The organism is Streptomyces sp. T028 (genome assembly GCF_048159505.1).
GTDB lineage: Bacteria > Actinomycetota > Actinomycetes > Streptomycetales > Streptomycetaceae > Streptomyces.
Genome location: NZ_JBLRVZ010000050.1, coordinates 21,578 through 34,481 on the forward strand (window position 1 = coordinate 21,578; position 12,904 = coordinate 34,481).

The window sequence follows — 12,904 nt, forward strand, 5'->3', positions numbered from 1 at the left end:
CCGCACCATGCAGGAAGCGACCCCCGCCCCCCGCTCCGAAGGGGGACCGCGGACTCCGAAGGCCGTCGGCATCCGGGACGTCGCCAAGGAAGCGGGCGTGTCCCACCAGACGGTTTCCCGGGTCGTCAACGGCCACCCCCGGGTCAAGGAGTCGACCCGGGCCCGGGTCCTGAACGTCATCGCCGCGATGGGATACACGCCCAATCGGATGGCCCAGGCCCTGGCCGGCGGTGCGGTGCGCTCGGTGACCGTGCTCACCTCCGACACCTCCCTGTACGGTGCCTCGGCGACCCTGAGAGGCATCCTGGAGGCGGCGAGGGCGGCCGACTTCGCGGTCGGGGTCAGCGTGCTCGACACCGGCTCGGCCCGGCAGCCCGCGGATGTCGCGGCCCGGGTCAGCCGGCCGGGGGAGGCGGTACTGGTGATCGCCTTCGACGCACCGGGCGTACGGGCATGGCAGGCGCTGCCCACCGGGTTCCCGGCAGCGGCGGCGGTGGAAAGGCCCGAGGACGGCCGCCCCGGTGACCGGCCCGAACTCTGGCTGGACGACCGGGCGGCCGCCGCCCAGGCCACCCGTTATCTCCTGGGCCTCGGCCACGAGACCGTGCACTACCTCGCGATCCCGTCCTCCACCACCCGCATCGGCCAGCGCACCGAGGGCTGGCGCGATGCCCTGCGGGCGGCCGGCAAGCCCCTCCCGGAACCGCTCGACGCCGGCTGGAGCCCCCGCTCCGGCTACCTCGCCACCCGCTCCCTGCTGGTCGACCCGTCGGTCACGGCCGTGCTCTGCGGCAACGACGACCTGGCACTCGGTGTACTCCGCGCGGCCAGGGAGGCGGGCCGTGACGTACCGGGCGACCTGAGCGTGGTGGGCTTCGACGACGCCCCCCACGCCGCCTACGCGCACCCCGCCCTGACCACCGTCCGCCTCGACTTCGAAGGCCTGGGCCGGGGCTGCTTCGGCCTGCTCCACCGGCTCCTCGAGCCCGGTACCGCCCCGGCCCTGCCCCTGTGGGCCGAGCCGGAGCTGATCGTGCGGGAGAGCAGCGGCCCGGCCCCGTCACGGCGGGACCGGGCCGAGGGCTGAACTCCTGTCGGTCCTCTTCGTACCGACGGGTCCGTCAGGAGTTGAAGGGCGTGGATCCGTCGGCCGCGGCGATGCGCCACAGATGGTCGGCGGTGCCGTTGTCGTCCCACTGGAGGGCCGGGGCCCCGGACGCGGTGGACATGTTCTGGATGCCCAGGACCATGCCGCTGTTCTTGTTGACGATCTTGCAGTAGCCGCCGCCCGCGTCCACCAGCGACCAGAGGTGGTCGGCGGTGAGTGTGTCACCCCACTGGAGCGCCGTGGCTCCGGCGGTCTGGGAGGCGTCCTTGATGCCGAGGACCTGGCCGCTGTTGGTGTTGAAGATCTTGTGGTAGCCGTTCTCGGCGGGGACGATCTTCCACCGGTGGTTGGCCGTGGCGCCGGCCGTCTGCTGCTGTGCGGCGCCTCCGGGGGCGATCGAGGAGCCGGAGATGCCGAGCTCCAGGTTGCTGTTCTTGTTGATGATCTTGACGTTCGGTGTCTCCGGGTACCAGGACTCCAGCTCCGTGACGCCGACGAACTTGCCGGACTGCGGGGTGAAGACGACCCGGAACTGGGAGCCGTGACGGTCGGGAAGGTGACCTCGTTGACGTTGTTCGCCGCCGGCGCGGCCGGGCTCTTCACCTGGTTCGGGACGTTCACCCACGAGCCGTTGCTGAGGTACTGGACCGTGTGGCTCGCCGGGACGCGGATGTTCGCGCCGTCGTCGTAGGTGTAGAACTTCACCTCGTTGATCTTGCGCGATGCGCCGAAGTCGACGCCGAGGTGGTCGGTGGTGTTCGGCGAGCCGGAGTTGGTCCACCGGTCGTCGGGGATCTTGTCGTAGCGGATCCAGCCGTCGGTGGCCCGCAGCGGGGCGTCGAAGGTGGTGGGCTTGCAGGTCTGCCCGCTGTGGCAGTGCGGGCCGTTGAAGACGGTGTTGGTGTAGGAGGCGAAGGCCTTCGGGTAGGGCTGGGTGATGGTGCGGCCGAGCCAGTCCTGTTCGGCGGTGAGCGGGTTGGCCGCCACGTTCATCAGCCGGGTGGCCGCTGCCGGGGTGACGGGGGCGGCCACGTTCACCGTGGTGTTGGCGACCGTCGAGGACTGGTGGATGCGCACACCGTCCTGGAAGATCTGCAGACCGCTGCCCTTGCCGTAGTGGGTGCCGTCGCGGTCCCAGCGGATCGAGTAGGTGTGCCCGTGGTACGGCAGCGACTCCACCGCGAAGTAGTCCCACGTGGACGGGACCAGCGGCTTCAGCACCAGCGTGTTGTCGGCCTGCGGCTTGATGCCCAGCAAGCCGGTGAGCACCAGGTCGTTGAAGCTGGAGTGGTTGTAGTTCTCGCTGAAGTTGAACCCGTCGTAGATCCACTCGCCGGTGTCACCGTTGGCGGCCTCGGCGATGTAGGGCTTGCCGTCCTTGTGCTGGAGGTCGGCGAACTGGGCCGGCATCGTCTGGTAGTCGGCCTTGGTGACGTAGCTCTGCGCGGGGTGGTCCTGGAGCAGGTTCGCCAGGCCGGTCAGGACCTGGCTCGTCTGGTACGGCCAGCTCGGGCCGTTCCAGTGGCAGCAGTTGGCGTCGTCGCGCTGCTGCGAGGCGGGGATCGCCTGGTAGTTGAAGTACGGGTTCGCCGTGATCCGGTCGAGTTCGGCGTAGTTCGTGCCCTGGGCGAACTTCAGCGTGTTGGCCCCGCCTTCATCGGGACCTGCACGGTGACGGCCTGCGACTCCGAGAAATCGCTTCCGGTGCGTTCTGGTGCTCTTGACGCTCTCTCAGAGCCCGTCGTGGGCGTCGGCCGAGGTCCGTGGTGCGGTGCGTCGGGCGACGACGGCCAGCACCGCCACCGTCGCGGCGACGAGCAGCGGGTGTTCGACGAGCCATGTCTGGATGCCCTCGAAGGGGTCGGACGGCACCAGGGCGGCGCGTTCGAGGATCCACGAGACCGAGAACACCAGGCCGACCACGGCCACGACGACGCGGAACGCGGGGTAGACAGCCGTGCGGGCCAGGACGACCAGCGACGGCATCATCAGCGCGACCACGAGCAGTTGGGTCAACTCGATACCCAGGTTGAAGCCCAGCAGCGTGGTCACGAGCGAACCGCGGTCGAGGCCGAGGTCGCCGATGAGCGAGGCGAACGCCAACCCGTGCACCAGCCCGAAACCGCCCGCGATGAGCGCCTCGCCACGGGCCACCAGGGGCCGGACGGCATGGACCGCGGAGACCGCGATCGACAGGGCGATCAGTGTCTCGACCGGCCGGGACGGCAGGTGGAGCACGCCCGCCGCCGCCAGGGCGAGGGTGAGCGAGTGACCGACGGCGAACGCCGTGACGACGTGCACGACCCGGCCGACGGCGCGCCGGACCGACGGGGCACTGCGCCATCGGCCTCCCGTGGCCACCAGCGGGGCCGGGATGAGCAGCATCAGCAGGAACAGCAGGTGATCGGCTCCCTCGCCGATGTGCTCGATCCCCAGGCCCGCCGTGGCGGCGAAGCCCCGCAGCCACGAGCCCCCGCCCGCCGGTACCTCGAGGCTCTTGGTCGTGTAGTCGAAGATCCCCAGCGTCCGGGCGTCGCCGGCCTTGAGGATGCCGCGGTCGAAGTCGTGGCGGACGGTCGCGATGATCTGGTGGGTCAGCAACTCCTCGACGATGACGTCGTACCGCAGGACGAAATCGGTGACCCGGCCGTCGGGCGGACGGATCTCGAGCGGGTAGACGAGGTGCGGCGTCCCGTCGATCGTACGGACCGATCCCGTGCCGAGCGTGACGGTCCAGGCCCGGTCCTCGTCGCCGACGGCGCTGATGTGCGCGGCCGTGTACTTCTTGAGGAACGCCCGGTCGGCGCCGAGGACGCTGTCGCGGGTGAGGTCGCGGTCCACGGCCACGGCCAGCCGGTCGACGGGCAGCTGCACCTCCCCCTCGACCCGGTCGTCGCCGATGTCGAGGAGGACGGCCGACGTGCTCATCGGATGGGCGCCGGCCGGCGACGCGAGGCCGCCGACCAGCAGGGGCACCGCGATCAGGAACGCGGACAGGAACGCGGACAGCGCGAACAGCGCGGACAGGAGACGTTTCACTGCGCGGGGCCCTCGTCCGGTCATTCCCAGCCGTAGTCGGCGGTCTCGTCCCGGAAGATGGTGTGCTGGTGGACGCCGCCGGTCTCGGGGCCGGGCTGGTTGGAGAACTCGATCCAGGCGGACGGTCCGTCGAGACGTACGTACGTCTGCGTGTTGTCGAGCGTCGTGCCGCCGCTCCAGCCGATGTAGGTCTCGTCGTACTCGGACACGTACTTGGCGAGGAGCCGCGCCGCGGCCTTCTCGTCCAGGTCGTCGATCCACGCCTTCAGCATCGCCGTCACCTTGGCCTGCTGCTTCTTGGTGAGGTCGGCGACGAGGACGCCCTCGGGCTGCGCCGGGAAGGGGCCGTCGTGGCGGGGGCCGAGCAGCAGGTCGTCGAAGCTGCCGTCGATCTCGGCCGCGGCCAGCTCGGTCTCCGTCAGGGACTGGATCGCCCCGATGGTGCCGGTCCGCTTGTCCGCCAGGGGGGCGTAGAACTTCTCCTCCCAGTCGAACTCCATCGGCTCCACCGCGGTCAGGGTCGGGGAGATGCTCACGTTCCTGCCGGCGTAGGTGATGTTGTACGCCGCGTGGTGGCCGCCGTACTGGACCGTGAACTGCCCGGTCCTGCTGGGCTCGCCGAAGAACGCGATGTAGTACCACTCCGAGCCGAAGTGGACGCGCCCGTTGCCTCCGCCCAGCGAGGCGAGGTAGTCGTCCGCCTTGCGGATGTCGACGAGTTCCTTGTAGCCCTGCTTGCTGAGCGCGGCCTCCATGAGCTTCATCACCGCGGCGTCCTGTGCCTCGGTGAGATCACCCAGCTTGAGGCCGTTGCGCTCCACGACGGGGATCGGGAAGTTCGACCAGCCGGTCTTCTTGGCCGCGTCGCCGAAGTCGTACAGGACGGTGTCCTTCTGCTCGTCGGACAGCGTCGCGAGGAACGCGTCGGCGGCGGCCACGACCTGGGCGGTGTTCGCGCCACCGGCGCCCGAGGACGCCTTCACGGGCGTGGTCCTTCCCGTGGTCAGGGCCGCCGAGGAGGAAGAGGCCGTGGAGTTCTGGGCGGCGCAGCCGGTGACACCGAGGGCGACGCACACGGCGAGGGCGATCGCGGTGCGGCGTACGGGTGCCTGCGGGGCCCTGCGGGCAGGGGAGGCGGCGGGGGAGAGGGGGGACATGGGACTCCTGTGGGGTGTGCGGTCAGAGCCTGTGTCATATGCCCGGCCAGGCGTCGCGCGCCCGGCCGGGGATATGACACAAGCTCTCAGGGGGTCCCATGCTGTGGGAGCGACCTCAGAACCCGGCAGGAGCCGTTCTGGAATTCGGCAAAGTCCGGATGCCTTCCCGGACTGGCCGGAACTGGCCACCATGTCACCGGAGTTGCTGTCGTCACACTGTCGATGTTCTGTCCACCGTCGAGCGCGTGCGGGACGGGCGGCCATCATGAGCGGGTGCCGAACCGAATCCTCATAGCCGACGACGACCGCGCGATCCGCGAATCCCTCACGCGGGCCCTGGAGTTGGAGGGGCACGACGTCGTCACCGCCGCCGACGGCGTGGAAACGCTGACCCGGGTCCGTCAGGACTCCTTCGACGCCCTGGTGGTCGACGTGATGATGCCCCACGTCGACGGACTGGCCGTCTGCCGTGTGCTGCGCGCCGACGGCGACCGCACCCCGATGCTGCTGCTCACCGCCCGCGCCGACACCGCGGACCGGGTCGCAGGCCTGGACGTCGGCGCCGACGACTATCTGCCCAAACCCTTCTCGGTGCGCGAACTGCTGGCCCGGCTAAGGGCGTTGCTGCGCCGGGCCGAGCTGACCGCGGGCGGGGGCGAAGGGTACGGGACCGGTCGGTCGCCGCTGCGGATCGCGTCGCTACGACTCGACCCGGCCGCCCGGCGTGCCTGGTGGGCCGAGCAGGAACTGCTGCTGTCGAGAACGGAGTTCGACCTGCTGGAACTCCTGGTCCGCAACGAGGGCATCGTGCTCGACCACGCGAGCGTGTACCGGCAGGTCTGGGGCCGGGACGTGGGCACGGACGCCAAGAACCTGGCCGGCTACATCGGCTATCTGCGCCGCAAACTCTCCGACGCCGGTGCGCCCGACCTGATCCGCACCGTGCGTGGCGTGGGCTACGCGGCCAGGCGCCCGTGAGCCTGCGCTCGCGGCTCGCGCTCGCCTTCGCCGTCGTCGGCGCCGTGGTGGCGGTCCTGGTGGGACTACTGAGCTACCGCGCCGCCGCCGACCGCGTCATCGCGGAGATCGACCGCTCCCTACGGTCAGCCACGCTCGCAGCGGCAGAGGACCTGCCCCTGACCCCGGCCCCGGGCTCGGTCCCGGCCCCGGACGCGGCCTCGGCCCCCGGCTCCGCCCCGGGCTCGGTCCCAGACTCGGCCCCGGCCTCGGACGCGGGCCCGGGCCCGGTCCCGGACGCAGGCTTGGTCTCGGCGTCGGGCCCGGCCTCGGACGCGTGCTCAGGCTCGGTCCTGGCCTCGGACCCGGGCTCCGCCCCGGCGTCGGACTCGGACGAGGACCTGGCCCCGGCCCCGGCCCCGGCCCCGATCTCGGACCCGGACGCGGACCCGGCCTCGGCTCCGGAGGCAGACCTGGACGCGGACCCGATCTCGGCTTCGGACGCGGTCCCCGTCCCGGACGCGGACGCGGGCGCGGCCTCGGCGCCCGGCTCGGTCCCAGGCTCGGTCCCGGACGCAGGCTTGGTCTCGGCGTCGGGCCCGGCCTCGGACGCGTGCTCAGGCTCGGTCCCGGCGTCGGACCCGGACGCGGACCTGGCCCCGGCCCCGGACCCGATCTCGGACCCGATCTCGGACCCGGACGCGGACCCGGCCTCGGCTCCGGAGGCAGACCTGGACGCGGACCCGATCTCGGCTTCGGACGCGGACCCGGTGTCGGACCTGGCCCTGGGCTCGGGCCCGGGCTCGGTGTTGGGTCTGGAGGCGGGGCCGGCGTCAGGTCAGGTCGCGGGCTCGGGGCCGGGCTCCGCCGGCGAGTCGTTCGCGCCGGGGGCGGATCTCTTTCCCGGGGCGGATCGGCCTGGTCCGGGTGATGAGGAGGAGTGGCGGCCGGTCGTGCGGGTCGTGGCCCGGGACGGGACGTCCAGTCATCTGGGCGGCCCGCGCGTCCCGTTGCCGGTGTCCGACACCTCCCGTGACCTCGCCTCCTCCGGTGCGTACGGGCAGTCGCACACCACCGAGGTCGTCGTCGACGGCCGTACCTACCGACAGCTGACCACCGCGCTCGGCGGGGACCGCGGGGCCCTTCAGGTGGCCGTACCGGTCGACCAGACGCAGTACGTGCTGGGCGGTATGGCGCGGGAGATCACCGGCGTCAGCCTCGCGGTCCTGGTGGCCGCGGCGGGTGCCGGCCGGCTGCTGGCACGGCGCATCACCCGGCGCCTGGTACGGCTGGCCGCGGTCGCCGAAGAGGTCAGCGTCGAGGGGCACGTCGACGGTTCCGGCCTGGAGAGCGGGCGCGACGAGGTCGGCCGGCTCTCGGCGTCGTTCAGCAGGATGCTCGCCCGCCTCGCCGTCGCCCGCGAGGCCCAGGAGAGGCTGGTGCAGGACGCCGCCCATGAGCTGCGAACGCCGCTGACCAGCCTGCGCGCCAACGCGGAGGTGCTGCGCCGGGTCACCGAGCTCGCCCCGAACGCGCGCGACCGGCTCCTCGACGACGTCGAGGGCGAGACACGGGAACTGGGCCGACTGGTCGACGAACTCGTCGAACTCGCCCTGTCCCGCGCCCGCGACGAACCCGAGGAACCCGTCGAACTGGCCGCGGTGGCCCGGCGCGCCGCGCAGCGCGCCTACCGGCGCACGGGCCGACTGGTCCTGGTCGACGCGGACGACCGCGTGGTGCGTGGCCGCCGTCAGGGACTCGAACGCGCGGTGGGCAACCTGCTGGAGAACGCGGCCAAGTTCGACACCGCCTCCGAGGCCGCACCCGACGACGACGAGCCGATCGAGGTGCACATCCACGGTGGTGTGATCACCGTCTGCGACAGGGGACCGGGTATCCGCCCCGGCGACGAGGAGCGCGTCTTCGACCGCTTCTACCGCGCCGACACCTCCCGCGGCCTGCCCGGCTCCGGGCTCGGCCTGGCCATCGTCCGTGACGTCGCCGAGGCCCACGGCGGCTCCGTCTTCGCGAGAACCCGACCCGGCGGCGGGGCCGCGGTCGGGTTCACCGTGGACACTGCCCGGCTCCTGCCGCCCGAGGAACAAGGCTGACGCCGCCGCCTACCGGTTCAGTTCGCGGTAGCGGCTCGGGCTCACTCCGTACCGGGACTTGAAGGCTCTGCTGAAGACGGCCAGGTCGGCGAAGGCGAAGCGGGAGGCGATGTCGGTGAGGGGCCAGTGGGCGTTCTGCGGCGACAGCATGGCCTCGCGGCAGGCCCGCAGACGGCGCAGGCGGATCGTGGCCGCGACGGTCTCGCCGAACCGGGCGAACAGCCGGTGCAGCGTCCGGGGCGAGATGAAGAACGCCTGGGCGATCTGCTGAGGTGTCAGCTCGGCGTCGTCGAGGTGGGCGTCGATGTACCGCAGGATGGTCTCGCGGAATTCCAGTGCCCGGGAGTCCGGATCGCCCGGGTCGCTTTCCTCCAGCGCGGCGGTGATCGCCAATTCCGCTATTTCGTCGGCCAGTCTGATCGCCCCACCGGACGACACGTCCCGATCATGGATGAGAAGACCCGACAACAGCGGGGAAAGCAGTTGTCCCACCGCGGAATCGGCCCGGACCGTTCGCGCCGTCAGCTCCTGCGACCGTGTTTCGCTGAGCGGAATCGATTCCCGTGGCCAGGTGAAGACGCGCAGATGCCAATCCGGGCGCAGCTGCCAGGTGAACGGTCGCGCGCTTTCGTAGATCGCGAAGTCTCCCGGCTTTAGCGTGCAGGTCCGCCCGTCCTGGATCAGTTCGCCCTCGCCCGCTACGACCATGCCGATCTGCATCAGGTCGAGAGGCTGACGCGAGGTCAGCCGGCCGGTGCGGTCGAACGTCTGGGACGTGGCGAGGACATCGGCCGCCATGAGATGCGCCAGCCGGCGCGTGCGCACGGTTCCGGTGAACCGCCCGGAGTCGTCCGGTCTGATGTCGAGCGCCACGAAGGTGTCCCGGATGGCGTCGGTCCAGGCGCCCAGGGAATTGGTTCGCACGATCTCCGTGAGGCGCCGGCCTCCGCCGGCGGTCTCCGCGTGCGCAGGACCCGGCTCGCTCCCGCTCACGAGGCTCCTCCTCCCACGTGGAGTGCACGGTAGGAGCACACGAGGAGCTGGTCAATACACATGGGTTCCTCTCATGAAGATCCCGATCTCATAGGAGGAACCCACAAGATCCCGACAATGGCGCAGAGCGTCAAACCCGTTGTCTCCCAGCGACAAACACCCTGCTCCGGGCCGCCGTACGGTCAATCACCGCCGACCTGAGCTGGAGGCCCAATGCCACGCCATATTCGCGTCACCGACTCGGAACCGCGTTTCGAAATGTGGTCGACCACGTATCCCGAAGGGGTCACCGAGATTCTGTTCGCCCAGTTCGGCGTCCAGGCCCCGAGCCTGGACGAGGCGAACAAGGCGATCGAGGAAATGCTTCCGCTGTTCGGCGCGGACGCGCAGCCGACGGTTCTCGACCGGGGCCAGTACACCGACGCCTACGGGTACGCGAACGCCACGCTCATGGCGTACTGGTTCGCGCCGGGGGACTACGAGCGGTGGGCCGGGCAGGACGCCGTCGAGGCATTCTGGGCGTCGCGGCCGGTGAGCGGTCCCCTCGGGTACTACCGCGAGACCGCGACGATACCCCGCGACCACATCGAGACGCTGTACACCCCGCACGACCCCAAGGAGTACGACACCCCCGGCATCGCCCAGCACGTGGAGGTCGGGCCGACCAAGGTGCACGACTACTGGGGATCGGCGCGGGACCGTATCACCGCGTCGCAGAGCGACGAGCTCGAAGGCGCGCTGTACGCGTACACCCCGACCACCGAGGAGACGCTGGGCAGGCGGGTCTCCGTCACCGTGCCGGGCAACGTCTGTCTGATCCGTACGGCCCAGGACTGGCGCAGGAGCACGGTCTTCAAGGACGACTACTTCGCGAACGTCGACCCGGTGAAGGACGTCGGTGTCGACTACCTGGCCACCCACCCCGACACCGGCTGTCTGCAGACCCGCAAGATCCGCGAGCAGGCCCTCGACGGCGAGATCATCGACCGCGCGTGCACCGTCGGCTGGTTCCTGTCCCTGGAACACCTGATGACCTGGTCCCGCGGCCACCGCAGCCATCTGGAGATCTACGGCGCCTTCTTCCAGATGATGCAGGGCAAGGACGGTCAGCCGATGGACATGTCGCTCTGGCACGAGGTCTCGGTGATCCCCGAGGGCGGCGGATCCGCGGAGTACGTCAACTGCCACAACCGCACCGGCTTTCTGACCGTCCTCGACCACACCCCCGTCCTCGACCACACCCCCGTCCTCGACCACACCCCGGCGCACGTCGCCGGTTAGCGGAGGAGCCGCACCATGTCGTCCCTGCCTCCGCCCGACCTCGACCGGCTGGCCGCCCTGGACCGGCACTTCCGCTTCGGTCTGTCCCCGGCCGAGCTCGCCGAGTACGCGCCCGCCGTCGAGGCCTCGCTGGCCGCCTCCACCGCCGTCGAGGAACTCTACGCACGCACGAGCACACCGGCGCCCGAGCGGTCCTGGGCACCGGCCCGGCCGGAACACAACCGCCTCGGCGCCTGGTACGTGACCACGTCGCTCACCGGGTCGCCGGACGGCCCGCTCGCCGGGCGCACCGTGGCGATCAAGGACAACGTCGCCGTGGCCGGCGTACCGATGATGAACGGATCCCGCACGGTCGAGGGGTTCGTGCCCCGCCAGGACGCCACCGTGGTCCGCCGGCTGCTCGACGCCGGCGCCACGATCACCGGCAAGGCCGTGTGCGAGGACCTGTGCTTCTCCGGCGCCAGTTTCACCTCGCGGCCGGGTCCCGTGCGCAACCCGTGGGACGAGACCCGCAACGCCGGCGGGTCCTCCAGCGGCTGCGGCGCCCTGGTGGCCGCCGGTGAGGTCGACCTCGCCGTCGGCGGGGACCAGGGCGGCTCGATCCGTATCCCGAGCGCGTTCTGCGGGATCGTCGGACACAAACCGACGCACGGACTGGTGCCCTACACCGGCGCGTTCCCCATCGAGCGGACCATCGACCACCTCGGGCCGATGGCCCGCACGGTGGCCGACGCCGCGGCCCTGCTCGGCGTACTGGCCGGCCCCGACGGCGCGGACCCCCGCCAGCCGAGCGTGCTCGACCCGGTCGACTACCCGGCGGCCCTCACCGAACCGGCGTCCGGACTGCGCGTCGGCGTGGTCACCGAGGGATTCGGTACGCCCCTGTCGGACCCGGCGGTCGACGCCTCCGTCCGGGCCGCGATCGACGTCCTGCGCGCCGCCGGGCTCGACGTGGCGGAGGTGTCGATCCCCTGGCACTCCGACGCCATGCACGTGTGGAACGTGATCGCCACCGAGGGCGCCGCGTACCAGATGCTCGACGGCAACGCCTACGGCATGAACACCGACGGCTTCCACGACCCGGAACTGATCGCCCACTTCGCACGGCAGCGGCTGGAGCGCGGCGGCGAGCTGTCCAGGACCGTGAAGCTGGTGGGGCTGTCCGGGCGGTACACCTTCGAGGTGGGCGGCGGGAAGTACTACGCCATGGCCCGCCGTCTCGTCCCCGAGGTGCGCGCGGCCTACGACGACGCGCTGGCCCGGTACGACGTGCTGGTCATGCCCACCCTCCCGTACACCGCGACCGCCCTTCCCCCGGCCGACGTCTCCCTGGGCGACTACCTGGCCATCGCGCTGTCGATGGTCGGCAACACGGCCCCGTTCGACGTGACCGGCCACCCGGCCTGCACCGTTCCGGCCGGACCGGTCGGCGGGCTGCCGACGGGCCTGATGATCATCGGCCGGCGCTTCGACGACGCCACCGTCCTGCGGGTGGCGCACACCTACGAACAGGCCGTCGGAGGGTTCCCCGCACCGCCGGTCCCCGCAACCACAGGGAGCACCGCATGAACGGCGTATTCGACCTCGGCGGCACGGACGGGCTGGGCCCCGTCCTGACCGAGGAGAACGAACCGGTCTTCCGCGCCGAGTGGGAGAAGGCGGCGTTCTCCCTGTTCGCCGGCTGCTTCCGGGCCGGACTGTTCAACGTCGACATGTTCCGGCACGGCATCGAGCAGATGGACCCGGCGGAATACCTGCTGTCCAACTACTACGAGCACTGGGTGCACACCGCCGAGCACTTCGCGGCGAAGGCCGGGATGATCGACCCCGCCGAACTGGACCAACGGACCGCGTTCTTCCTCGCCCACCCGGACGCGGGGCTGCCGCGGCGCGACGACCCGGAGCTGCTGGCCTTCGTCGACGCGGCCGTCACCGGCGGCGCGCCCGCCGCGCGCGAGTCGGACAAACAGGCCCGGTTCAAGGTCGGCGACGTGGTCGCCATCGCCAGTGACAGCCCCGCCGGACACACCCGCCGGGCCCGTTACGTCCGCGGCCGCACCGGTGTGGTCACCGGAGCGCACGGCACCTTCATCTACCCCGACAGCGCCGGCAACGGCGGCGGTGACGCGCCCGAGCACCTCTACACCGTCCGCTTCAGCGCGCGCGAGCTCTGGGGCGAGAAGGCCGGCGACCCCAACGCCACCGTCTGCTACGACGCCTGGGAGCCCTACATGATCCCCGCCGAAGGGAAGAACTGA

At 71.1% G+C, this 12,904-nt stretch carries 11 protein-coding genes and 2 pseudogenes; 7 read left to right on the forward strand and 6 right to left on the reverse strand.

From position 1 onward, the window contains the following. Nucleotides 1–7 precede the first annotated feature (7 nt). Nucleotides 8–1,087, forward strand: coding sequence for a LacI family DNA-binding transcriptional regulator (locus ACLZN2_RS39495; protein ID WP_416984431.1), 1,080 nt, complete (start codon nt 8–10; stop codon nt 1,085–1,087). Nucleotides 1,088–1,121: 34 nt separating this feature from the next. On the opposite strand, the gene ACLZN2_RS39500 is transcribed toward ACLZN2_RS39495, so the two are convergent. Then, nucleotides 1,122–1,733 (reverse strand): RICIN domain-containing protein, encoded by a 612-nt coding sequence (locus ACLZN2_RS39500; RefSeq protein ID WP_416984432.1) that lies wholly within the window; start codon nt 1,731–1,733, stop codon nt 1,122–1,124. After that, nucleotides 1,706–2,101, reverse strand: a pseudogene (locus tag ACLZN2_RS39505) (hypothetical protein); the annotation flags it as partial. The pseudogene ACLZN2_RS39505 and the gene ACLZN2_RS39500, both read right to left, overlap by 28 nt. Here ACLZN2_RS39505 and ACLZN2_RS39510 point away from each other — a divergent pair. Then, nucleotides 2,076–2,225, forward strand: coding sequence for a hypothetical protein (locus ACLZN2_RS39510; protein ID WP_416984433.1), 150 nt, complete (start codon nt 2,076–2,078; stop codon nt 2,223–2,225). The pseudogene ACLZN2_RS39505 and the gene ACLZN2_RS39510 overlap by 26 nt on opposite strands. 20 nt (nt 2,226–2,245) lie before the next feature. Here ACLZN2_RS39510 and ACLZN2_RS39515 read toward each other — a convergent pair. The 3 genes and pseudogenes from ACLZN2_RS39515 to ACLZN2_RS39525 form a co-directional block, all read right to left on the reverse strand. Continuing rightward, nucleotides 2,246–2,746: pseudogene (locus ACLZN2_RS39515) on the reverse strand (MGH1-like glycoside hydrolase domain-containing protein); the annotation flags it as partial. A gap of 93 nt (nt 2,747–2,839) precedes the next feature. After that, nucleotides 2,840–4,147 (reverse strand): HupE/UreJ family protein, encoded by a 1,308-nt coding sequence (locus ACLZN2_RS39520; protein WP_416984434.1) that lies wholly within the window; start codon nt 4,145–4,147, stop codon nt 2,840–2,842. Nucleotides 4,148–4,167: 20 nt separating this feature from the next. Further along, complete coding sequence (locus ACLZN2_RS39525) at nt 4,168–5,304, reverse strand: DUF3500 domain-containing protein (protein WP_416984435.1); 1,137 nt, start codon at nt 5,302–5,304, stop codon at nt 4,168–4,170. Between the two features lie 273 nt (nt 5,305–5,577). Here ACLZN2_RS39525 and ACLZN2_RS39530 point away from each other — a divergent pair, with 273 nt between their 5' ends. Both ACLZN2_RS39530 and ACLZN2_RS39535 read left to right on the forward strand, forming a co-directional pair. Continuing rightward, nucleotides 5,578–6,282, forward strand: a complete 705-nt coding sequence (locus ACLZN2_RS39530; protein ID WP_416984436.1) for a response regulator transcription factor — start codon at nt 5,578–5,580, stop codon at nt 6,280–6,282. Beyond that, nucleotides 6,279–8,372 carry an ATP-binding protein gene (locus ACLZN2_RS39535; RefSeq protein ID WP_416984437.1) on the forward strand — a complete coding sequence of 698 codons (2,094 nt, stop codon included), beginning with the start codon at nt 6,279–6,281 and terminating at the stop codon, nt 8,370–8,372. Before ACLZN2_RS39530 ends, ACLZN2_RS39535 begins: the two co-directional genes overlap by 4 nt. Before the next feature lie 9 nt (nt 8,373–8,381). Here ACLZN2_RS39535 and ACLZN2_RS39540 read toward each other — a convergent pair whose 3' ends face one another. Beyond that, entirely contained in the window at nt 8,382–9,296 is a 915-nt protein-coding gene (locus ACLZN2_RS39540) for a helix-turn-helix domain-containing protein (protein ID WP_416984438.1), read from the reverse strand. 327 nt (nt 9,297–9,623) lie between these two features. Here ACLZN2_RS39540 and ACLZN2_RS39545 point away from each other — a divergent pair, with 327 nt between their 5' ends. From ACLZN2_RS39545 to nthB, 3 genes are read left to right on the forward strand one after another with little or no spacing between them, the layout of a single operon-like run. Continuing rightward, nucleotides 9,624–10,646, forward strand: coding sequence for a phenylacetaldoxime dehydratase family protein (locus ACLZN2_RS39545; RefSeq protein ID WP_416984439.1), 1,023 nt, complete (start codon nt 9,624–9,626; stop codon nt 10,644–10,646). Nucleotides 10,647–10,661: 15 nt separating this feature from the next. Next, nucleotides 10,662–12,215: an amidase gene (locus ACLZN2_RS39550; protein WP_416984440.1), complete on the forward strand. Its 1,554-nt coding sequence runs from the start codon at nt 10,662–10,664 to the stop codon at nt 12,213–12,215. After that, nucleotides 12,212–12,904, forward strand: a complete 693-nt coding sequence (gene nthB / locus ACLZN2_RS39555) for a nitrile hydratase subunit beta (RefSeq protein ID WP_416984441.1) — start codon at nt 12,212–12,214, stop codon at nt 12,902–12,904. The genes ACLZN2_RS39550 and nthB overlap by 4 nt, the downstream gene beginning before the upstream one ends.

Coding starts and splice junctions, on each gene's coding strand:
- ACLZN2_RS39495 (WP_416984431.1), top strand. CDS start 8: ATGCAGGAAGCGACCCCCGCCCCCCGCTCCGAAGGGGGACCGCGGACT.
- ACLZN2_RS39525 (WP_416984435.1), bottom strand. CDS start 5,304: ATGTCCCCCCTCTCCCCCGCCGCCTCCCCTGCCCGCAGGGCCCCGCAG.
- ACLZN2_RS39545 (WP_416984439.1), top strand. CDS start 9,624: ATGTGGTCGACCACGTATCCCGAAGGGGTCACCGAGATTCTGTTCGCC.
- ACLZN2_RS39550 (WP_416984440.1), top strand. CDS start 10,662: ATGTCGTCCCTGCCTCCGCCCGACCTCGACCGGCTGGCCGCCCTGGAC.
- nthB (WP_416984441.1), top strand. CDS start 12,212: ATGAACGGCGTATTCGACCTCGGCGGCACGGACGGGCTGGGCCCCGTC.